The organism is uncultured Eudoraea sp. (assembly GCF_947260015.1).
Taxonomy (GTDB): domain Bacteria; phylum Bacteroidota; class Bacteroidia; order Flavobacteriales; family Flavobacteriaceae; genus Eudoraea.
Genome location: NZ_CAMYOM010000019.1, coordinates 26,971 through 49,622, shown reverse-complemented (window position 1 = coordinate 49,622; position 22,652 = coordinate 26,971). Strand labels below are relative to the sequence as shown.

18 protein-coding genes and 1 tRNA gene are annotated in these 22,652 nt (G+C 37.3%); 9 read left to right on the top strand and 10 right to left on the bottom strand.

Going from position 1 to position 22,652, the window contains the following annotated elements; translation table 11 throughout:
• The first annotated feature begins 370 nt into the window (after nt 1–370).
• The 4 genes from Q0X66_RS09695 to Q0X66_RS09680 all read left to right on the top strand — a co-directional run bounded on the left by Q0X66_RS09695 (nt 371) and on the right by Q0X66_RS09680 (nt 5,824).
• Nucleotides 371–4,339 (top strand): T9SS type B sorting domain-containing protein, encoded by a 3,969-nt coding sequence (locus Q0X66_RS09695; RefSeq protein WP_297705777.1) that lies wholly within the window; start codon nt 371–373, stop codon nt 4,337–4,339.
• 20 nt (nt 4,340–4,359) lie between these two features.
• Complete coding sequence (locus tag Q0X66_RS09690; RefSeq protein WP_297705775.1) at nt 4,360–5,301, top strand: type IX secretion system membrane protein PorP/SprF; 942 nt, start codon at nt 4,360–4,362, stop codon at nt 5,299–5,301.
• Between the two features lie 45 nt (nt 5,302–5,346).
• The gene (folB, locus tag Q0X66_RS09685) at nt 5,347–5,706 is read left to right on the top strand and encodes a dihydroneopterin aldolase (protein ID WP_297705773.1); all 360 of its coding nucleotides are present in this window, start codon (nt 5,347–5,349) and stop codon (nt 5,704–5,706) included.
• Between the two features lie 47 nt (nt 5,707–5,753).
• A tRNA-Cys gene (locus tag Q0X66_RS09680) sits at nt 5,754–5,824 on the top strand.
• Between the two features lie 101 nt (nt 5,825–5,925).
• Here the strand turns inward: Q0X66_RS09680 and Q0X66_RS09675 are convergent.
• Genes Q0X66_RS09675 through rnr form a run of 3 tightly spaced genes read right to left on the bottom strand, consistent with a single transcriptional unit; the run spans nt 5,926 to nt 9,536 of the window.
• Nucleotides 5,926–6,591, bottom strand: coding sequence for a LysE family translocator (locus Q0X66_RS09675; protein WP_297705771.1), 666 nt, complete (start codon nt 6,589–6,591; stop codon nt 5,926–5,928).
• Nucleotides 6,592–6,608: 17 nt separating this feature from the next.
• Nucleotides 6,609–7,289: a head GIN domain-containing protein gene (locus Q0X66_RS09670; RefSeq protein WP_297705769.1), complete on the bottom strand. Its 681-nt coding sequence runs from the start codon at nt 7,287–7,289 to the stop codon at nt 6,609–6,611.
• A 57-nt stretch (nt 7,290–7,346) separates the two neighbouring features.
• Complete coding sequence (rnr, locus tag Q0X66_RS09665; protein WP_297705768.1) at nt 7,347–9,536, bottom strand: ribonuclease R; 2,190 nt, start codon at nt 9,534–9,536, stop codon at nt 7,347–7,349.
• Nucleotides 9,537–10,149: 613 nt separating this feature from the next.
• Between rnr and rpiB the strand changes: the two genes are divergently transcribed.
• The 3 genes from rpiB to Q0X66_RS09650 are packed head-to-tail and all read left to right on the top strand — an operon-like array spanning nt 10,150 to nt 11,952.
• On the top strand, nt 10,150–10,581 hold the full coding sequence (gene rpiB / locus Q0X66_RS09660; RefSeq protein WP_297705766.1) for a ribose 5-phosphate isomerase B: 432 nt from the start codon (nt 10,150–10,152) through the stop codon (nt 10,579–10,581).
• A 9-nt stretch (nt 10,582–10,590) separates the two neighbouring features.
• Nucleotides 10,591–11,508, top strand: coding sequence for a cation diffusion facilitator family transporter (locus tag Q0X66_RS09655; RefSeq protein WP_297705764.1), 918 nt, complete (start codon nt 10,591–10,593; stop codon nt 11,506–11,508).
• A 3-nt stretch (nt 11,509–11,511) separates the two neighbouring features.
• A complete protein-coding gene (locus tag Q0X66_RS09650) occupies nt 11,512–11,952 on the top strand; it encodes a GNAT family N-acetyltransferase (RefSeq protein ID WP_297705762.1) in 441 nt (146 codons plus the stop codon).
• A 57-nt stretch (nt 11,953–12,009) separates the two neighbouring features.
• On the opposite strand, the gene Q0X66_RS09645 is transcribed toward Q0X66_RS09650, so the two are convergent.
• From Q0X66_RS09645 to rnpA, 7 genes are all read right to left on the bottom strand, one after another.
• On the bottom strand, nt 12,010–13,233 hold the full coding sequence (locus Q0X66_RS09645) for an acyl-CoA synthetase (RefSeq protein ID WP_297705760.1): 1,224 nt from the start codon (nt 13,231–13,233) through the stop codon (nt 12,010–12,012).
• Nucleotides 13,188–13,439 (bottom strand): AMP-binding protein, encoded by a 252-nt coding sequence (locus tag Q0X66_RS09640; RefSeq protein ID WP_297705758.1) that lies wholly within the window; start codon nt 13,437–13,439, stop codon nt 13,188–13,190. The genes Q0X66_RS09645 and Q0X66_RS09640 overlap by 46 nt, the downstream gene beginning before the upstream one ends.
• 56 nt (nt 13,440–13,495) lie before the next feature.
• The gene (locus Q0X66_RS09635) at nt 13,496–14,557 is read right to left on the bottom strand and encodes a Gfo/Idh/MocA family oxidoreductase (RefSeq protein ID WP_297705756.1); all 1,062 of its coding nucleotides are present in this window, start codon (nt 14,555–14,557) and stop codon (nt 13,496–13,498) included.
• 182 nt (nt 14,558–14,739) lie between these two features.
• Nucleotides 14,740–15,603, bottom strand: coding sequence for a fructosamine kinase family protein (locus tag Q0X66_RS09630; protein ID WP_297705753.1), 864 nt, complete (start codon nt 15,601–15,603; stop codon nt 14,740–14,742).
• A 35-nt stretch (nt 15,604–15,638) separates the two neighbouring features.
• On the bottom strand, nt 15,639–17,282 hold the full coding sequence (glgP, locus tag Q0X66_RS09625) for an alpha-glucan family phosphorylase (RefSeq protein WP_297705751.1): 1,644 nt from the start codon (nt 17,280–17,282) through the stop codon (nt 15,639–15,641).
• Between the two features lie 161 nt (nt 17,283–17,443).
• Nucleotides 17,444–19,072 (bottom strand): S41 family peptidase, encoded by a 1,629-nt coding sequence (locus Q0X66_RS09620; RefSeq protein WP_297705749.1) that lies wholly within the window; start codon nt 19,070–19,072, stop codon nt 17,444–17,446.
• Complete coding sequence (gene rnpA, locus Q0X66_RS09615; RefSeq protein WP_297705746.1) at nt 19,053–19,442, bottom strand: ribonuclease P protein component; 390 nt, start codon at nt 19,440–19,442, stop codon at nt 19,053–19,055. Before rnpA ends, Q0X66_RS09620 begins: the two co-directional genes overlap by 20 nt.
• A 128-nt stretch (nt 19,443–19,570) precedes the next feature.
• Between rnpA and Q0X66_RS09610 the strand changes: the two genes are divergently transcribed.
• Entirely contained in the window at nt 19,571–21,421 is a 1,851-nt protein-coding gene (locus Q0X66_RS09610) for a CBS domain-containing protein (RefSeq protein ID WP_297705744.1), read from the top strand.
• 3 nt (nt 21,422–21,424) lie between these two features.
• Nucleotides 21,425–22,630, top strand: a complete 1,206-nt coding sequence (locus Q0X66_RS09605; protein ID WP_297705742.1) for a succinylglutamate desuccinylase/aspartoacylase family protein — start codon at nt 21,425–21,427, stop codon at nt 22,628–22,630.
• Nucleotides 22,631–22,652: the final 22 nt, after the last annotated feature.

Below are 22,652 nucleotides of genomic sequence, written 5' to 3'. Positions count from 1 at the left end.
TACTGAAACAGGTGAAGTTACCATAGAATTAACCGACGCTACTTACGTAGGGCCTTTTGATTGGACTATCTATGATACGAATGGCACTCCGGCGAATACAGCCGATGATGTTTTAGTAAAAAATGGAACTAGTCCCACAAACGGACCAACTGCTGTAATAACCTTATTTGCAGGTGATTATCTTGTTGAAGTTATTCAAAACAACCATCCAAACTGTACAAATACGCAATTATTTAACATCGCAGGTCCGCCGGCAGCTATTACTGCCAATGCCAATGTATCACAAATTACCTGTATAGGAAACGATGGCATTATTGAGATCGTAGATGTTCTAGGAGGCTGGGGTGGCTACACTTATTATGTAGGAACAGTGCCGCCAACTGGTCCTGGAGATTATGTTCCCGGTCCAAGGTTTGAAAACCTTGTAGCAGGTACTTATGAAGCCTGGGTAATAGATTCGAGCGGTTGTGAAGAGATGATCCAGAACAACATTGTTCTTGTAGATCCTCTTCCAATTACGGCTACTTTGCAAATAAATCAGGAAAACTGTACCAATCTTCAGGGTGAAATTGAAGTAATCGGAACAGCTGGTGGACAGGGAAGTAATTATACTTACCAATTGATAAAAGATGCTGCGCCTTTTGGTGCGCCACAGACTTCAACCGTTTTCTCAGGTCTTGGAGCAGGAAGCTATGAAGTTCAGATAACAGACCAGTGGTCTTGTACTGTAACAATAGGGCCGGAAGTGCTTTATGAAGAGATGTCATTAATAAGCACTGTGGTGAAACCTATAGACTGTACCGCATCTCCGGATGGTGAAATTACAATTACAGTAACCGGAGGTTCTGCGAACCTAAGCTATATTGTTACATTCCCTGATCTTATAACCTCTGTTGTTAATAATACCGGTATTTTCACAGGATTAAATCAAGCCGGAACCTATTCGTTTCTGGTGACTGATTTGGATACTACTAATCCGGTTTGTACAAAAAACATAAACCAGGAATTAGATGCTCCAACTCCTGTTACATTTGATCCACATACCGTGGTAGATGTCTCTTGTAACGGATTAAGTGACGGAAGTATTACGGTAAACCTGGAGCCGGTTGCTCTAGGAGTAAACGATAACCCAATCTATACCTACAATCTTTACGACGCAGCAATTTTAATTGCCGGACCACAAACCAGTCCAATTTTTAATGGTCTGCCTGCCGGTTCCTATGAAGTAGAAGCTATTTCGGACAGAGGATGTTCATTAAGGGAAGTTGTTATTGTAGATGAACCAACTATCTTAACAGTTGCCGCGGTAACAACTGCGTTCAATTGTAACCCCAACAATACGGTTAATACGGCTACGATTACAGCAACGGCCGGAGTGGGAACAGGAACAAGTCCGTATTTATACAGTATTGATAATGTTAATTTCCAAACTTCTAACACATTTGATGTTGTAGACACAGGGCTTGTACAAAATATTACTGTCTATGCTCTGGATGCAAATGGATGTACAGCCACAGATGTGGTAGTAATAGATCCGTTAAACGTATTCACCGTAGCTATTTCGCAAGACGTCGCTATATCTTGTGCGGTACCTGAAGAAATTACTATTACTGTTACGGATGATGGTAATCCCGGAAATACGTATACTTACGAATTACTCCCGCTAGGCAACCCTAATGGTGTATTAACATCGACCCCAACAAATACAACTGCAGAGTTCGATTTAACTGCAGTGGGTAGTTATACCTTCAGGGTTACGGATACGACGACCGGGTGTTATGTTGATTCGCCCTATAGTATTGCTCCTTATGATCTTATTGATGTGGTAGCAACAGCGACATTGCCTGTAGTATGTTTCGGGGATACGAATGGAGCCCTTGAAGTAGATATTACGGGATATGCCGGTGCTTATAACTATGAAATCTTTACTGCAGCAGGTGTTAGTACCGGAATTACAGGTGCGGGAGACACGGCTACCAACCCGCTAACCATTTTAGGTGTGGCCGGAGGAAACTATTTTGTAAGGATTACTGAAACAGCAGCGCCTTTATGTGTTGAGGACTCAAACATCATTACAATTATTTCTCCGGATATGCCTCTTGCGGCTACAATTAATGAGGTTGCAAACGTTACTTGTACCAACGATCAGGGTGAAATTATTGTAGATCCTGAAGGAGGTTATCCCCCTTATGATATAGTGTTGACAAACACAACAACTGCCGCGGTTTATACCGTGAACGATGTAAATAGTTACTTGTTCACAGGACTTTCTGCCGGTAATTTTACCATTGCAATTACTGATGATGGTGGATGTGTTCTTAACGATACCCAAGTGCTCGTAGAACCAGTACCAATCACAGCAGATATCACTGCAACCCCAACAACATTGGTTTGTTATGGAGATACGAATGCTACGGTAACCGCTATAAACGTTCTTGGAGGACAAGGTGTCTATCAATATCAATTAAATTACTATGATCCTACCGGAACAGTAATAGATTTTAGTAGTGGTGGACAAACCAGTCCGGTGTTCAACAACATTGGTGCTGGCATATATAGCATTACTGTTTCTGATGGATGGAATTGCGATGTGGAGACAATTCAGGTTGCTATCACTGAACCAACAGATGTTTCCGGTTCATTAATTCAATTGGTGCCGCTTACGTGTACAAACCCGGCGGAAATTGAATTGACCGCTACAGGCGGGACCGCACCATATGAATATAGTACGGATGGCATAGCTTATTCACCAATGTCCGGAGGCAATACTCATGTATTTACAGTTCCGGCTGGGATATATCAATATTATGTGCGTGATTCATTTGGATGTGAGGCAACTATTTCTAACCAGGTGTCTATAGATCCTATAATCCCATTGTCTATAGTCATAGATGAAAGCGCAGCGATCATAAATTGTACGGGTGAGATGACGGCTACAATTATGGCCCAGGCTTTTGGAGGCTTAGGTAGTTATACCTACGAATTATTCGGCGATGCCGCTTTAACCAATTTAATTGCAGGACCACAGACAGATGGGAACTTCTCCATGTTGGGTGTTGGTAGTTATTATGTAAGGGTTATCAGCATGGATTGTGTTGAGGTATCTAATGAAATAATTATAACAGAACCCGTGCCGCTTCAAATAGACAGGGAGGAATTCACAGATGTTACCTGTGCCGGGCAGAATGATGGAACAATTACGGTTGAAGTTTCGGGAGGAACAGGCAACATACTTTACGCTATTACACCAAACCTGAACCAGTTTGATACAGAAAATACATTTGTTGATCTGGAGCCGGGTGTATATGATGTAATCGCCCAGGATGAGAACGGTTGCTTTATACCTTTCCAGTTCACAATTGTAGAACCTGCTCCTCTTGATGTAACCTATACTGCATTACCTGAAGTATGTCTTGGTAGTGAAGATGGTTCAATAACGCTGAGCATCTCAGGAGGTACAGCACCATATAGTACGGCGTTTAATTCCAATAATCCGGCTGATTATGTTTTAGATCAGACTTCATTTATGGATCTGGCTGCCGGTACCTATGTGATATTTGTACGTGATGCTCAGGATTGTGAAACTAATGTAATTGTTGTAATTGATCCGGGCGTAAACTTAAATGCTATCGTAGATCCTGTTTATGAATGTACAGATATCCTTCCGGAAAATTATATCAACATAACCATGGAAGATCCAACTGTTCTTGGTTCTGTAATGTATGCTTTAGACTCAACAGACCCTGCAGATATGCAATTGAACCCCGATTTCAGGAATATTAGTCCGGGGACTCATTATGTGGCTATTTCACATTCTAATGGCTGTATGCAAACTGTAGATTTTGAAATTATGGCTTTTGAACCATTGACATTGGTTCTGGAACAACAAAACCTTAATGAAATAACCGCGATTGCAACGGGAGGTCTGGAAGATTATACTTTCTATTTCAACGACCATAATAATGGTACAGATAACACCTATTATATTATTGAAACTGGTACGTATACAGTTACGGTAATAGATGAAAATGGGTGTGAGGTATCTGCACAGATATTTATGGAGTTTATAGATATAGAAATCCCTAATTTCTTCACCCCCGATGGTGATGGTATGAATGATTATTGGATTCCTGAAAATATTGAAGGATATCCTGAAATACTAATAAAAATATATGATCGTTATGGTAGAGTAGTCGCCGAAGAAACTATAGTGCCGAACGGATGGGATGGATTATACCACGGCAATGAGCTGCCTACGGGAGATTATTGGTACGTCATTAAGTTGAATGGTGAGCGTGATATTAGAGAATTTGTAGGGCATTTTACCCTTTATAGATAGAGAACTTAACCTAAAGAATTATGAGCAAGAGATTGCTATATTTAATATTGTTGTTTTGTGTATCCACGGGGAACGCACAAGAGCTTACACTGCCTCAATTATCGCAGTATTTAGCAGACAATCCCTTTGTTGTATCACCAACCTATGCAGGAATAGGTGACTATATTAAAGTGCGAATAAATGGTCTGACTCAGTGGGTAGGAATAAAAGATGCTCCAGACACACAGTCTTTGGCTGCAGACGGCAGGGTAGGTAACCGCTCGGGAGTGGGTATGATTCTTTATAATGATAGTAACGGAGAAACTAAACAAAGAGGGGCGAGGCTGTCTTTTGCACATCACTTGACATTGGACAGGTATGAAGATGAATTTCTTTCATTTGGTCTTTCATACAATTTTAATCAGTTTAGGATAGATATTGAAAATTTTGATGGTCTGGACCCAAGCGTTACCGATGACCGCTCCACAACAAACCACAATTTCGATGTTGGTATTTTGTATAGAAAAGATAAGTTTTATGCCAGTCTAAACGCCTCTAACCTCTTAGACAAGGACTTATCTAAGTTTAATCCAATTTCAGAACCTAACGAATTAAGGAATTATTATCTCTATACGGGTTATAGATTTAGTAAGAAAAAAAGCAATTTTGAAATAGAGCCTTCTATTTTCTTCCAGTGGTTTGAAAGTGACGGGCGATCAGTAACCGATTTGAATGCAAAATTCAGATGGTATGATTTTGAAGATTATTACTACGCCGGTGTAACTTATCGTTTTCTTAATGATCAGATAGGAAGCCCGTTATATATAGCGCCCTTAGTTGGACTTAAAAAAAGTAATTTTTATTTCGGCTACTCATACCAGATCATTTTGAATGAAATACTTGGCTTTAGTACAGGTACCCATGTAATTACAATTGGGGTAGATCTCTTCCAGGGTATAAGTAATTGCAGGTGTACATATTAAAAAATCTCGGGTGTTTAGGTTAAGTTTGCTAAAACTTAATAGAGCGTGGGTAAAATTACCGTAAGTAATATCAGAGTTTATGCCTATCATGGGTGCTTAAAAGAAGAAGGCGTTATTGGCGGTGACTACCTTGTTACTGTAGAAATCTTCTCAGACTTACAAAAAGCCAGTATTTCGGATAATTTAGAGGATACTTTGGATTATGTATTCATTAACAGGATAGTTAAGGAAGAAATGCGAATCAGTTCAAAACTTCTTGAGCATGTAGCAAAAAGAATGCTCGATCGCATTTTTGATGAAATGGAAACTGTTACTAAGGCTGTGGTTTCCGTTTCTAAAATGAATCCACCTATTGACGGGGACGTAGAAATGGTAACTGTAACTCTTAAGGAAAAGAGGGGCTAAGTTTCTTTTTCTTAGTTGGAAAAAATAGTACCTTTGCGCCTTTAAATGGCATCGTGGCCGAGTGGCTAGGCGCAGCTCTGCAAAAGCTTGTACAACGGTTCGAATCCGTTCGATGCCTCGAAAAACCCCTCAATTAATGAGGGGTTTTTTATTTTAACAGTAGTTCTTGGTGAATAGTGTCTTTGAATGATTTATCTGCTTTCTTATTTTAAGTATTTATTACTCTCTTATATATTCAATTCCCTGCTCTATGTTTAATTTGTCTTTTGGCAGAAAACCTTTAATAATAAGTACAAGTCCGCATATAACCAGAATTACCCCCAGGGCTTTCTTAACCAAACGTATCCTTTCTGTAGTAAGTTTACGCCGAAGTTGCTTTGCCAGTAGTATTTTGAAGATATCCGTAATTAAATATGCCCCCAGCATTGTTGAAAAGAATACAATAATTCTATTGGGATCGTTGTTAAGGCTTGGTCCCACAATAATAATAACACCCAGCCAAAATACAAGCACTCCAATATTAATAAAATTAAGCAGGAAACCTTTGATAAAAAGACTTAAGTAACCACCTTTTCTTGGTTTGATATCTTGCCTTCCTTTTACATAGTCCCTGTTAAAAAAAATGGTAAGGCCGTAAATAAGAAGAATTACACCCCCAAACACATAAAGGCCCGGTTGATTACTTAAATTTTCCAGTAATTGGAAACTACTGAAATATGCAACTGTAAGAAAAATTATGTCGGCCAGAATAACACCCAGGTCAAAAAACAAACCTGCCCTAAATCCTCTTGTTGCGCTGGTTTCCAGAAGCACAAAAAAAACAGGCCCAATCATAAAGGCTAATAAAAAACCTAAGGGTATCGCTGCCTGAATATCTTCTAACATTAAACTATAGAATTCCTTTACATTCTTGTTACTTTACCTCCAAAAACAGTTTTTTCGTCCATTTTTGCTGGATCACCATAAACTAATACTTCTCCTCCGGCTTTCACGGTAGCCTTTACATAATCAGAAGCGAAAATCTCCGCATTGGATCCCGCATTTACGTTTACCGTAGTAAATTTTGTTTTAAATTCTTTTCCTAAATAAGAACCTCCGGTATTGATTGCTACATCTTGTACATCTGATGTGCCCGAGGTGGCTATAACTCCGCCTGAAACAGATCTGATTAACATCTGCTCCACCTCTGCTTTTATTTTTAACTCACCTCCCTCCTGAGCTTTTAATTCAATTACTTCCTGACTAATCAACTCTTCCGAGATAATTCTTGCATCTTCATTAACGTCAATTACCAGTAAATTCTGTGAATAATAAAGATTTACAAATGTCCTGTATCCACTAAAAATCTTGGTTATCTCCATGCGGATTTTTAGAACTCCACCTGTGTTTACAAAATTAACCTTATCTGTATTTGCTCCGGTAATTACGGCTTTATCTTCATTTGATTTTATCAGGTTCACAGATAACCCATCATACGCTTTAACCTCTGTGAATTTGGTTAAATTTATGTTGATTTTTTCATCCTGAGGCCTTACCATCAGCATAAAAAACAGGAAGAAAACAAAGAGTATTACTTGTTTCATCATGTAGGTTTTAGTGTTTATCTAATGAAAATAAACAAATTCTATTCCAAAAATTATTTATTCTCCAGGTTTGCCTAATAATGTGAAATCTAAATGGCGTTTTACTAAATCTGTGCTTTTTACCATTACCATCACTTTATCTCCAAGCTGGTACTTTTTATGTGTACGCTCACCAATTATGGCATATTCCCTTTCATCAAAGGTATAATAATCATCCTTTATATCTCGTATTCGCACCATGCCTTCGCATTTGTTTTCAATGATTTCAACATAAATTCCCCATTCTGTAACTCCCGAAATAATACCTGTAAATTCTTGATCTTTATGATCTTGCATAAACTTTATCTGCATATATTTAATAGAATCACGTTCCGCACTCGCCGCAAGACCTTCCATATCTGAAGAGTGCTTACACAATTCCTCATAAATTTCCTTTTTAGGAGATTGACCTCCGTCTAAATAATGTTGCAATAATCTATGCACCAACACATCGGGATATCGCCTTATAGGTGATGTAAAATGTGAATAAAAGTCAAAAGCCAAACCGTAATGCCCAATATTGTCTGTACTGTAAATTGCTTTACTCATACTTCGAATAGCTAAGGTGTCTACAAGGTTTTGTTCTTTTTTGCCTTTAACATCCTCCAGAAGCTTATTTAAAGAGCTGTTAACAGCTTTTTTATCCTTTAAGTCAAGCTTATGTCCAAAACGTGAAATAATGCTGTTTAGTGCCATTAACTTCTCTTCATCCGGCTGATCATGAATTCTATATACAAATGCTTTTGTTGGTTTTTGTTTACCTATAAACTCAGCTACTTTTCGATTTGCCAACAACATAAACTCCTCAATTAACTTATTTGAGTCTTTGGCTTCTTTAAAATAAACACCTTCCGGTTCGTTTTCAGCATTAAGATTAAATTTAACTTCCACTTTATCGAATGAAATAGCCCCGGAATCCATCCTGTCATTCCGCATTTTTTTAGCTAAACTATTTAAAGTATTAATTGCATAAACAGTATCCTCACCTACGGTGTAGGCTTTGTTTCGTATTGAAACTGACTCGGGAATTGATTTTTCGCCGGTTTCCAATATATGCTGGGCCTCCCCATACGCAAATCGTTCGTTTGAATTTATAACTGTACGCCCAAACCATTGGTTTTTTATTGAACAATGGTCATCCATTTCAAAAATTGCAGAGAATGTATACTTATCCTCATGCGGCCTTAAAGAACAAGCGTTGTTAGATAATATTTCAGGTAACATTGGTACAACCCGGTCTACCAGATAAACAGAGGTTGCTCTTTCATAAGCTTCCTCTTCTAATACGGTATCTGGTTTTAGATAATGAGAAACATCAGCAATATGGATGCCAATTGAGAAATTGCCATTTTCTAAGATTTCAAACGATAAAGCATCGTCAAAATCTTTTGCATCCTTTGGATCTATCGTGAATGTAAGAAGTTCTCTTAAGTCTTTTCTCTTTAAAATTTCTTCCTGTTTTATTGAAGTATCTAAGGTATTGGCATAATTTTCTACTTCAGCGGGAAATTCGGAAGGCAATCCATATTCAGCTAATATTGCATGAATTTCTGTATTGTGTTCACCCGGTTTACCAAGTATTTCTATTATTTTACCATATGGTGATTCCGCTTTCTCTGGCCATTCGATAATTTCTACCAGTACTTTTTCCCCATTCTTTGCTTTACCTACGTTTTCAGGAGGAATAAATATATCTGTATACATTCTTATATCTGTGGGCCGTATAAATGCGAATGTTTTCTGTAAATCTACTATACCGACAAATCTTTTCTTTTTTCGCTCCAGAATTTTTTTAATTTCTCCTTCTGGTTTTTTATTACCTTTCTTATTAAATATATCTACTTCAACAATATCACCATGAAAAGCTCTGTTAACTCTATTATAGGGTACAAAGATGTCATTCTCTAATTCATCTACAACCACATAAGCATTTCCTCTCGCCGTAATATCTACTTTTCCCTTATAATAATTTCCATTTGCGACGGCCTGGTATTTTCCTCTTGTATTTTCAAGTATTCGTTTTTCGTTTTTTAATTCACCTAATCTTCTAATTAATAAATTTCTGCTTTCAGTATCAATAAGTTCCAGCTTTGAAGCAACTTGTTTATAATTAAAACTCTTTGATGGCTCCTTCTCCAGGACGGTGAATATACCTTTTGTAATTTCATTTTTTTTGTGACTTTTTGCACGTTTCTTTTTCTTCGACATTAATTCTTTATTTGCGCGGAAAATTACGAATTATAATCCAGAGCATTATATTCCTTAAATTACATTTAGATAAACTCACCTTGTAAATAACATATCAACATTTATTAATATATTAATTATTTGTTTTATTAATTTATAAAAAAAATGGTGATTATGATTGTTTGTTAGTACCACTTATAAATTTTATGAAGATTTGTTGCTATAAACAAATAAAAGAGTTTATTGACAATTTAGATTTTACCATTTATACTAACAGTCAATTACTTAAGTTTTTTATGAACGACTATTCATAAGTGGTTTCAACATAAAACTACTTACAAGTAATTTTTTAATTATTGTTAACTACTATACTATTTCCTTTAATATCTTTCTGCTAAATAATAAGAACAAGATTTTTTAAATATCAACAGGTTTTGTAAAGCATTTTTTTAAGCAGACTAAAAAAATATATACTCACTTCTTATCCTCCGGTTATTAACAAATCACTAAAAGAAACACTAACCTACAAACCAAACAGTTACGTTTTTTTTAAAATTACAATGTTAACAATATTAAGAATTAGGTATACCAATGGTATTTGTAACTTTGTATTAATTGTAAATACCTTAATATTATGAAAATATCAATTGGTAATGATCATGCAGGTACGGAATATAAACTAGCAATCGTAGGTCTTCTTAAATCGATGAGTATCGAAGTAATCAATCACGGTACAGACGGCTCAGATAGTGTAGATTTTCCTGATTTTATACATCCCGTTGCAATTGATGTTGAAAACAATAATGCAGATTGGGGAATTATTATTTGTGGTAGTGGAAATGGAGCAAGCATGACTGCAAATAAACATCGTGCTGTTAGAGCAGCACTTTGTTGGAATAAGGAAATTGTAGAATTAGCAAGGGAACATAATAATGCTAACATACTTAGTTTGCCTGCTCGTTTTATTTCACTTAATCAGGCTTTAGATATGGTTAAAACTTTTCTCAACACAAAATTTGAAGGAGGCAGACACGAACGTAGAATTGAAAAAATACCCTGTTCTTAAATCAATTCGATGGGCCAGTCACATTCTCATAATCATTCCCATAATCACAGGGATTTAAAAGGAAGAAATCTTTTTATTACAATATTCCTGAATATTTTAATCACCATTGCTCAGGTCATTGGTGGAATAATATCGGGTAGCCTCTCTTTATTATCAGACGCGCTCCATAATTTTAGTGACGTACTTTCCCTGGTTATAAGTTATGTTGCTACCAAATTATCAAAAAGGAAAGCCTCTACTAACCGGACATTTGGCTATAAGAGGGCAGAAATAATTGCGGCTTTCGTTAATTCTTCAACCTTAATTGTTGTTGCAATAATATTAGTGAAAGAGGCTATTGAGCGATTCAGAAACCCGGTTGAGATTGAATCAAATTTAGTTATATGGCTAGCTTTGTTAGGGATTGCAGCAAATGGATTTAGTGTTCTTTTAATTAAGAAAGACGCTGAAGTAAACATGAACATGAAATCTGCTTACCTTCACTTGTTTACAGATATGATGGCTTCTGTTGCCGTTCTAATAGGTGGGTTGTTGATGAAGTTTTATGAACTATATTGGGTAGATCCTGTACTAACCATCATAATTGCCTTATACCTTATTTATATGGGATATGACCTTTTGAAATCTTCAACCAGGGTTCTAATGCTTTTTACCCCGAATACCATAGAAGTTGAGCAAATAGTATCAGCTATCACGAAGATACAAGCGGTAAAAAATGTACACCATGTGCATATCTGGCAGCTAAATGAAGACGAGGTACACCTGGAAGCACATATCGATTTTGATGAGGATATACACTTATCGGAATTTGATAAAATACTGGAAAAAATAGAAGAAGAAGTCTATCATAAATTTGGTATAAACCATTTGAATATACAACCCGAATTTGGCAAATGCGATAGTAAAAGAGTTATAGTGCAAGATTAATAGATGAATATTCAAGCAAAATCTTTTCAGGACCTGACCAATCAGGAACTCTATCAAATTCTTCAATTAAGGACTGAGGTTTTTGTAGTGGAACAGGATTGTGTATATCAGGATTTGGATGGAAAGGATACAAAAGCCTTGCATATAATCGGCACAGACAAAAATGAGATTGTAGCATATGCCCGAATTTTCAAAGCAGGTGATTATATGGATCAAACGAGCATAGGACGTGTGTTAGTTAGGAAATCGGGGAGGCAAGCAGGGTATGGAAAAGAAATAATGCTGGCTTCAATAAAAGCCATTAAGGATAATTTTAAAGAAACTACAATTCATCTTTCCGCGCAGACTTATTTACAGAAATTTTATAATGAATTAGGTTTTACAGCTGTGGGAGAAATGTATTTGGAAGATGGTATTCCGCATCTTCTTATGGTAAAAGAATAGTCTGAATTCTAAACGAACAGTCTACTAATTTCAATAAAACCTTTAATTAAAAACATCTTAAAAAAGGGGTTTAAGTTTATTTTTGGTGACTTTACCTAAAACATTTGTCGGGAGTTTATTCTGAAGGATGTATTTGCGTGGAATTTTATAAACAGGCAACCTGGTTTTAAGCCATTTAGAAATTTCATCAAAATCCAATGACGTTTCATTTGACACCAAACAAGCCGCTACAACCTCTCCCCACTCCTCATCTTCTACCCCAATTACAGCAGCATCATCTATGTCATGATGACCTCTTAGGACGTCTTCGATTTCCAGCGCAGAGATCTTATACCCACCAGATTTAATAATATCAACACTATCACGCCCTAAAATTTTGTACATCCCATCGTGAAACATAGCAATATCGCCTGTTATAAACCACCCATCCTTAGTAAAGGCTTTTCTTGTAGCTTCTTCCTTTTGCCAGTATTCCTTAAACACGCAAGCTCCCTTAATTTGAATTTCTCCGGGTATATCTTCATCAACTATCTTATTATCCTTATCTGCCAGGCGCAACTCTACCCCCGGCAATGGAAGCCCAACATAGCCCGGTCGTCTCTCCGACCGATATGAATTAGAAAGCCCCATACCAATTTCTGTCATTCCATAGCGTTCCAGCAGCGTTTGCCCGGTAATAGATTTCCACTTATTAAAAACAGGAACAGGCAATGCCGCAGACCCTGAAACCATTAGCCGTAACTTAGATGCTGCCTCAGACATCAGGAGTTGATTCTCTTTTTTTTCGCCTTCCCAAAACGTAATTAATTTATAGTAAATGGTAGGCACAGCCATAAAAAGAGTCATCTTTCCTGATAAAAATACTCGCCAAACTTTCTCAGCGTCGAATTTGGTATGAAATTCACAACATGCGCCACTCCATAGTGCGCAATGCAATACATTGATAATGCCGTGAACATGGTGTAAAGGCAGAATATTTAGAATATAATCTTTCTTTTCCCATTCCCAGGCTTCTACCAGGGTGGTAATCTGGGACTGTATAATACCATGAGTGGTTACTACACCTTTGGGTTTGTTTGTTGTGCCACTTGTATACAACATCATAGCCCTTCTGTTGGGTAATAAATCCGGAAGACCCGAAGAATTCTCTTTAAAGATCTCCATTATAGGAATAATAATCAGGTTGGAGTTTGCTTTAAGCGGCTCAAGAACATCCTGAAAATCTCCATGTACGATTATAACTTTGGTGCCGGAGGAACTGCAATTCCACCCGCAGCCCATATTCCCCATAGTATTGCCGTATATTCAAAAGAGGGAGGCACTAAAAAGGCTATCCTGGCCTCGTTTAAATCAGTTGAATTATTTAAAAGATTGGCAGCGACAACATATGATTGGACCAGCAATTGTTGGTAAGTGTAATCGTTACCATTTGAAACAATTGCGGTTCTGTCTGTATATAATTTGGCTTTTTGGAAAAGATCTATCATGGATTTATAAGTTGCCAGGAATCAATGAAATCAAGAAAAAGATGAATACAAAGACCTTACAAATGAACTGTTTCGCCTGTTCTAAAAGATTTATCTGCGGCAAGAACAATTTTTAAGCTGTTAACAGCATCGGATAAATGATTGGTAAGGTCAAGGTCTTTTTGAATAGATTTTAAGAAATATTCCTGCTCCAATAAACAAAGTCCATCGTGATCCGGCTCATCTTCAGTGCTGACCAACACGTCTTTTTTAATAAATTTTCCATTAGAATCCAACTCACTAAAATGTAAAATTAGACCACCGGTTTTGGTATGGCCTTCAATATCATCTGAATCGCCCTTTTTTTCATCAGCAATAGAAACACAGCCTTTAGGACCGATAACATCCTTTACAAAAAATGCCGTCTCACTTATCATAGGCCCCCAACCCGCCTCATACCAACCAACAGAACCATCATTAAAGCGCACTTGCAACTGCCCATAATTGTACATGCCGGCACTTATTTCTTCTGTTAACCGAGCTCCAATAGCACTTACGCTCACGGGCTGTGCCCCTGTCATTAAGCACATAATATCAACGTAGTGAACTCCACAATCAACAATTGGCGACATAGACCGCATTAGCTGTTTGTGCGTATACCATTGCTCTTCCGAACTTTGTTGATTAAGGTTCATTCGCATCACCAGAGGTTTACCAAGGGTTTGCGCAGTTTCCACAAATTTTGTCCAGGCAGGGTGTACCCTTAAAATATAGCCAACCACTAATTTTTTCTCTTTTGTAATAGCCAAATCAACAAGTGCCTGAGCCTCCTCGACCGTTAAGGCTATAGGTTTTTCAACAAAGACATGTGCCCCGGCCTCCAGACTTTCCCTCACATAGGCTGCGTGAGTATCGGGATAAGTGCTTATAGCCACAGCATCGGGCCTGGTAGCGGCCAGGGCCTTTTTAAAATCACCAAATTTAGGCAAGCCCCCCAATTCCTTAGATAGACGTTCACGACTTTCTGGTTTTCTACTAACCAATCCGGCAATTTCAAAACCAGGTAATTTGTGATAAGCACGAGCGTGGCTGGTTCCCATATTTCCGCAACCCACAACAAGGATTTTAATTTTATCCATATTCAGTTCTTATAACATGAAGAATCAAAGAAAGCAAGAGTTCAACAAGCTTAAAAATAGTACACTTTTATTTATTTGACGGCAAATCACCCAAATAAAATATTAGTGAGCTCCTGTAAACCATGGATAGACGAATCGAGCTTGTTAAAAAAGCCTGTTACAAAAAAAAGAATAAGCAGACTCTATTGAAAATGTGCCTTTAATATTTCCATTACTGATTTGTAATAAGACTTTCCAAACAAATTCAAATGAACAAGTAAATAGTATAATTGATAGATTGCCATGCGATTGGATTCACCTGGCAGAGAAGGATTAATTTCAAAATAAGCAGAATAAAAAGATGAGCTAAAACCACCAAAAAGACGCGACATTGATAAATCTATTTCGCTATGTCCAAAATATACAGCCGGATCTATAAGATAAGGCTCACCATTTTCGGCAATTAAGTAATTTCCACTCCATAAATCGCCATGCAACAAGGATGAATTAACATCCGGACAACAGGAGGTGATAACAGTTTGTAGTTTCTCAATACCCGGAACGTCATTTTTAGTTAAATATTTTCGATCAATGGCAGCTTGAAATTGCGGACTTAATCGCTCTTTTATATAAAATGAAATCCAATTGTCATGTTTTTGGTTGGACTGTGGCAAATTTCCAATAAAATTTGGATTTTCCCATCCATAATAATCGGAACTGTTTTGATGCATAGCCGCGAGTTGAGCACCAAAAATTTCCATATCCTTAGATTCGGGGCTTTTAGAGGTCACATACTCCATTAACAGACAAGCTCCTTCATCTAGCTCTTTAACACCGTAAACAAAGGGAGTTTTTAAGGTTTTGGTTTTAGTAATAGCCTTCAAACCATCCGCTTCTGCTTCAAACATGGACTTGGCTGTCAAGGAACTATTTAGTTTGCAAAAAACACGATCAGAAGCTGTATATAGTACAAAAGCCCTGGAAATATCACCACCGGAAACAGGCACACAGTTTTTGATTTTAGCGCCAAGGTGCAAACCAATAGAATCCTTAAGTTCAGGTTTCATTTTTCTTGCTTAAAAACACTCAGAAGCATTCTCTTCTATTTATAGAGAATATTATAATACTCATCAGCCATTCTGCGGCTTGTAAAAGCCGGTACCACCCCATCAATTCCTTTAAAAACCATTTCCTGCCATTTCTTAGGATTCTCATAGAAAGTAGGAAGAACACGTTGCTCCAGGGCGTTATAGAGATTGTCACTGTCAAATTTATCCTGTTCCCAGGCGGGAGATTTATAATCTGCTTCGGGAAGAACGAACGAATTCTCTCCATCTACAGCAAATTCCGGGATCCAGCCATCGTTAATTGTTAAGTTTAAAGAGCCATTCATAGCAGCTGTCATCCCGCTGGTTCCGGAAGCTTCCCTGGTAATTCTGGGGGTATTCAGCCAGACATCGGAACCTGTTTTAAGTTTTCGCGAAAGCTCCATTTCATATCCAATAAGGACTGCCATATTCGGTTTATACTTTGTATAATTTACAAGGTGATTAAACATGTCTATAGAATAATAATCTGTAGGATATGGTTTCCCTGCCCAAATAACCTGAACCGGATAGTTTACTGAAGAGGCAAGTTTTTCAAAACGCTCAAGATCATATAATAGTAGGTCTGCCCGTTTATATTGAGCAAATCTTCTTGCCCAGACTATAGTAAGCACATTGGGATCAAAAAGCTTCCCCGTCTGATCTAATACAACATCAAAAAGTAAGGATTTTAGTTCCAGTTTTCGCTTTTTAAAAGCCTTTTCATTAAGGCTTTTCCAGGCCTTTTCAAGAACACTATCCTGCCAAAAACGTTGATTTTGGGAATTGGTTATCGGGATAATTTTAGTTGTCCCTTTAAAACTATTCCACATATTGTTGGCTACAATTGCGTGGAGTTTGGAAACGGCATTAACTCTTTTAGCCATTCTGAGTGCGGCTACGGTATAGTTTAACATATCATCATTTACCACTTCTTTTTGCAACTCATCTTCCGTAAGCGTTTTTCCAAAAAAGCCACAACTATTCAGGAGATGCCCATTTCGCTCCATGTTACCGGCTTTTTCAGGAGTATGTGTGGTAAAGAACAGTTGTTTTTTGGTAATTCCAATATTACGCAGGTAATAGAAAGCCGGTAATGCATGTCCTTCGTTTAAATGATATATGTCTGCCCCCCCTAATTCCTGAACAACCTTGGCGCCTCCGATGCCAAGCACAATATTTTGCGAGATACGTGTTAATGTATTGTTGTCATATAAATGATCCGTAATTGTCCTGGACAAATGATCATTACCAGGCACATCTGTGGTAAGCAGATAGATTGGTACAGAGCCAAATATTTCCGGCTTAAGAACATATGCGCGTACTTTAACGGAAGGATTATCGTGAATTTTTACTTCTACTTCTATTCCGGAATCTTCAAGGAAATTATAGTGCTTTTCAATAAAACTGGTTTGTAAGGTCTGGTCGGTGTTTCTGCCCTGGTCATAATACCCATATTTCCAAAGCATTCCTATTCCTATCATATTCTGCTTCAATTCCATTGCTGAAATCATATGTGATCCAGCAAGATAACCCAGGCCACCGGAATAGATTTTAAGCGCCTGATGAATACCAAATTCCATACTAAAATAGGCTGCTCTTTTTTTATATTTTGCGCTTGTTTTATAGGGATGATACCATTTGTTGTATTTACTTAACATATAAGGGTGTTTTTTAAGAAGCCACTAATGTAAAATAATAGAATTGAATCAGGAATAAAAGAATCTTTTTTTTGGTATAAACTAATAAGATCCCCGGGATTAATATTCTATTGAGTTTACGAATATCACCAGGTATGAGAAACTTAAACCGAGATGAATCTCTATCTTAAAACAGACTGGTATTTTGAGTTATCATCCAGCAGGCCGGTAGCGGTTAATATGGCCTCATCATTTTTTAAATAATACTGATAAAGGCCTTCTCTGTAGAAATAGCGCTTAATAATTTCGTCCTGAAGACTTATCTGAATTTCCTTTTGATAGGTTTCGAGAGCGTTGAGTTTACGTTTATTAATTTCTGCTAACAAGCTTTTATAGCTATCCTGTATATCTGCGCCATATATAGCCTTGTCATCACCGGAAATTGCTTCTTTTAAAGCCTTTTCCGTGTTTGTTTCAAAATTAAAATTGCTCTGAGAAACGTAGTCTCTAAAATCTTCAAAGTCAGAAGGGTTAAAGCTAAAGTCGTCAATACTTGTAATGGTATTTTGATAGTAATACTTGGTGGCGAAATCAAAAACAACATGATTTACCAAAAGAGCCTTGGTTAGCGCATTAGTTTTTAGTGCAGCTATTTCAATATCCGGCATTACCCCTCCGCCATCTTCAACTTTTCTGCCATTTCTAGTCTTAAACTCATTAAAATTTGTGGTTTTTACCGCATTCCCACTCTTATCTCTGTTCCAATAATCCAAAGATTGAATACAACGACCGGAAGGGGTATAATATCTGGAGATGGTAACTTTTAATTGAGTACCATAGGTAAGCCGGAGTGGTCGCTGAACCAGTCCCTTGCCAAAGCTTCTCGCCCCAATAATTACTGCGCGATCCAGGTCCTGCAGACTTCCTGAAACAATTTCACTGGCCGAAGCGCTTCCGCCATTTACTAAAACAACCAATGGGATCTCTTTATCAAAAGGCTGATTTTTTGTTTTGTATTCGCTGTTGAATTTTTTTACTTTGGATTTGGTAGTTACAATCAGTTCTCCTTTAGGCACAAAGAGATTTGTAACATTGATTGCTTCAGATAATAGCCCTCCCGGGTTTCCTCTTAGATCTAAAATAATTTGCTCAGCACCTTTCCCCTTTAAATCGCGCAGAGCTGCCTTTGTCTGGGAAGAGGCCTTTGCATTAAATTTGGAAAGCACTATGTAGCCTGTATTTTCATTTACCATGTTGTAAAACGGGACGGCATCAACCTCTATAGCCTCTCTTTCAATTATAGTTGTATTTATTTTACCTTGCCTTTGGTAGGTTACTTCCACTTTGGTATTGTTGGCTCCTTTTAATAATTCACTTGCATCATCTTTAAAATCTGAAATGGAGATGTCTCCAATTTTAATGATTTCATCTCCAGCTTTTAAACCTGCTTTATCTGCCGGATAGCCTTGATATGGTTCAATAATTACCAGTTTATTATCAGATGAGCGGACTAAAGATCCAATACCGGAATATTCTCCTGCATTATTTATTTTATAAGCCTCAACGTCCTGTTCATTCAGGAATTTAGTATAAGGGTCAAGATCATCCAGCATATTCTTTATGGCAGTATCCATAAGCTCTGCAGGATTGGTCTCATCTACATAATTCATATTTAACTCCTTAAACAAGGTGGTAAAAATTTCTATCTGTTTAGCAATTTCAAAAAAATCACTTTTAAAACCAGTTCCAACGATAAGCATAACAATCGCTAGCGTCGGTATCAGTACTTTTTTATTTAATAGTCTTTTCATCAGGCACTTTTTTTAAAAATTTCTGTAGAATTACCCGCATATTCATTTCTACTTCTTCGTATTGAGGCATTTCTTTTCCAAGGTATAAAAATAGGAACGCAAAGCTTCCCTCGATGTTGTTAAAAATTTGTTCTTTGTTTAGCCTGTAGCTTTCTCTTAACAGTCTTTTAATCCGATTTCTTTTTACGGCACTTTTAAAATTTCTTTTGGGCACGGTAACTCCACATTGAATTTTTGTTTTGACCGGGACTTTTATTTCCAAATAGATTAGCTTTAAAGGATAGCTGGAAATAGATTTTCCTTCTTTAAAAATCTCACGAATAAGGCTCTCACTTTTTAATTTTTCTTTTTTTGGAAATTTTGAGGACATAACGCAGCTAAATTAAACAATAAAAACCACGCCCCGGCTGTATGATAAATATCATATTTATCCGTGTGCTAGGATTTTATCTTGCATTGGATTATATTTCGAGATTATACGTCTAAATACCACTTATTATGGGGGAGTTGAATGTAAAAAAACTTACCAGGAACGAGGATAAAGTTGGATATATTGATCAATTGCTTACAGACATTGAGGCACTTGAATATATGCTGGAAAATGATATGTTTAAAAAGAGGCCTGTCCGCATCGGAGCAGAGCAGGAATTCTGTCTTGTTGATGAAAACTGGGAACCTACTAATAAAGCAGATGAAATCCTTGAAGATATCAATGATCCCCATTTTACTTCTGAGTTAACGCTTTACAACCTGGAAATTAATCTGGACCCTCTTGTATTGAATGGTCGATGTTTTTCTGAGTTGCATAAACAATTAAAAGAATTACTTAAAAAAGCCAAATCAAGCGCAGCCAAACACGGCACCAAAGTTATTCTAACCGGAATATTACCCACAGTAGACACGAAGTTTTTAGAAACGTCATATATGACGCCTTTAAAGCGCTATCAGGTTTTAAACGAAGCAATTAAAGATATAAGGAAAGACGATATAGAGCTACACATAAAAGGGGTAGATGAGGTAAACCTTCATCACAATACCATACTTTATGAAGGCTGTAATACAAGCTTCCAATCACATCTTCAAATAGATGCAGAGAATTTTGCAGACACCTATAACTGGGCACAAGCTATTGCAGGCCCGATACTTTCTGTATGCACCAATTCTCCTTTGCTACTTGGCCAGGAATTATGGGAAGAGACACGAATTGCACTATTTACTCAAAGTGTTGATACCAGAGCAAGCACCTTCATTCTCAATGAAAAAGAATCAAGAGTAGGTTTCGGCAATGATTGGGTTTCAGGATCAGTAGCGGATTTTTATAAAGATGCCATAATCAGATTTAGAAGTCTGTTAACTACCGACTTTGATACCGATAGCATGTCATTGCTTAAAAGCGGGCAAACGCCAAAATTAAGGGCATTAGCGCTTCACAATGGGACTATTTATAAATGGAACAGGCTTTGTTATGGCGTAACGGATAACGTACCCCATGTGAGAATTGAAAATAGATATATGCCATCCGGCCCTACGACAGTAGATGAAATTGCAAATATGATGTTATGGGTAGGGGTAATGATGGGAAAACCGAAAGCCTTTGATGAAGTTCATAATAAAATGAATTTTAGTGATGTAAAAGGCAATTTCTTCAACGCCGCAAGGTATGGTATGGCTGCACAGTTTCATTGGGATGGAAAACTGATTAGTAGCCAGCAATTACTACTCGATCACTTTTTACCTATGGCGTTCAGAGGACTTTATAGCATGGGTATTGAACCAAGAGATGCAGAACGTTATTTATCCATTATTGAAAACAGGATTCGTTCAAATAATGGTTCCCAATGGATGATTAAATCATTCCGAAAACTCAAAGAAAATTATAAAATACCAGATGCGGTTAAGATATTGGTAGCCACGATGTATGAGCGACAGGAAAAACGCTACACCGTAGATGTTTGGCAATTGCCAAGGGGAGATGAATATGTGATTCCTGAAGCTCAGCTTAAAGTTAAAGATCGAATGAACAGAAAAACAATGACGGCACAGGAGAATGACAGCGCGGAGTTAGTTTTAAAAATGATGCTTTGGAAAAATATTCACCATGCTCCAATATTAAATCATGATCTTGAACTAAGCGGGTTGCTTACCTGGACAGATGTTAAAAATTACATGGAGAACCCGGCTAAGCTGAAAGAAAATATTAGTACACTAATGACCAGGGATTTGATCACTGTAACTCCGGAAACACCTTTAAGAGAGGCCAAAGAACTTATGAGTTCTAATAGCATTAATTGTTTACCCGTAGTTGAAGGAAAAAATTTAATTGGAATTATAACAACCAATGATTTATAATTCATGACGCAAATCCAAGCTAAGTCAATTAAAAAACTGAAATCAACAAGAATAATAGGTCATGTTTCTAGTAAGGAAACGGGCCCTACCGTGGTTTATTTTGCAGGAATACACGGAAATGAGCCCTCAGGGGTTGAGGCTCTGGACCAAGTTTTTAAGCAATTGAAAGCCAGTGAGCTGCAAGTAACGGGATCGGTTTTTGGAATTAAGGGCAATTTGCCGGCATTACTCGAAAAGAAACGTTTTTTAGAGCATGACCTCAATCGAATTTGGACACGTTCCGGCATAGACAAAATAGAACAAAAAAGTAAACCGGAGCGATCCGTTGAAGAAAATGAATTGTCTGAACTACATCAGCTAATTTCAGATATATTTGCGACTCACGCACCCCCTTATTACTTCATTGATTTTCATACCACCTCCAGTCCTACTTTGCCATTTATCACAATAAATGACGCCTTAATAAACCGGGAATTTGCTCGTTTATTTCCTGTGCCTATAATCCTGGGGATAGAAGAATATCTGGAAGGCCCGCTGTTAAATTACATAAATGAGAAAGGATATGTTTCCCTGGGATTTGAATCCGGGCAACACTTCACGGAAGAGGCGGTAAAAAACTCAGTTTCCTTTATCTGGTTGGCAATGATTTATTGTGGAGTACTTACTAAAGAACAAGTACCTGACTATAAAAAATATCACGATCAACTTAATTTGGCGGCAAAAGGGAATAATATTTTCTATGAGATAATTCACCGACGCAGAATTACCGAGTCTGATGATTTTAAAATGTTGCCCGGTTTCCGCAGCTTTGAAAAATTAGAGAAAGGCATAACAATGGCTAATCATAATGGGGAGCAGATTACTGCATATAAAGACACCATAGTGTTCATGCCTCTCTATCAGGCTCAGGGTGAAGAAGGGTTTTTTCTTATTCGCAAAATACCCGGATGGATATTATCTTTTTCTGCATTTTTACGGAAAATTAAATTTGATTCTTTTTTGGCTTTACTTCCGGGAGTTTCATGGTCAAATGGGACTCGTGATAAGCTCATGGTAAATTTAAAAGTAGCCATGTTCTTTAATAAACCTTTTTTTCACCTTTTGGGGTATAGGAACAGAATGGTAGATGAAACCCATTTAATATTGAATAACAGGGAACGGACCGCCAAAAATGAGATGTACAAAGACGCTTTTTGGTTTAACAAATAATTACTCTATATAAATATATTCC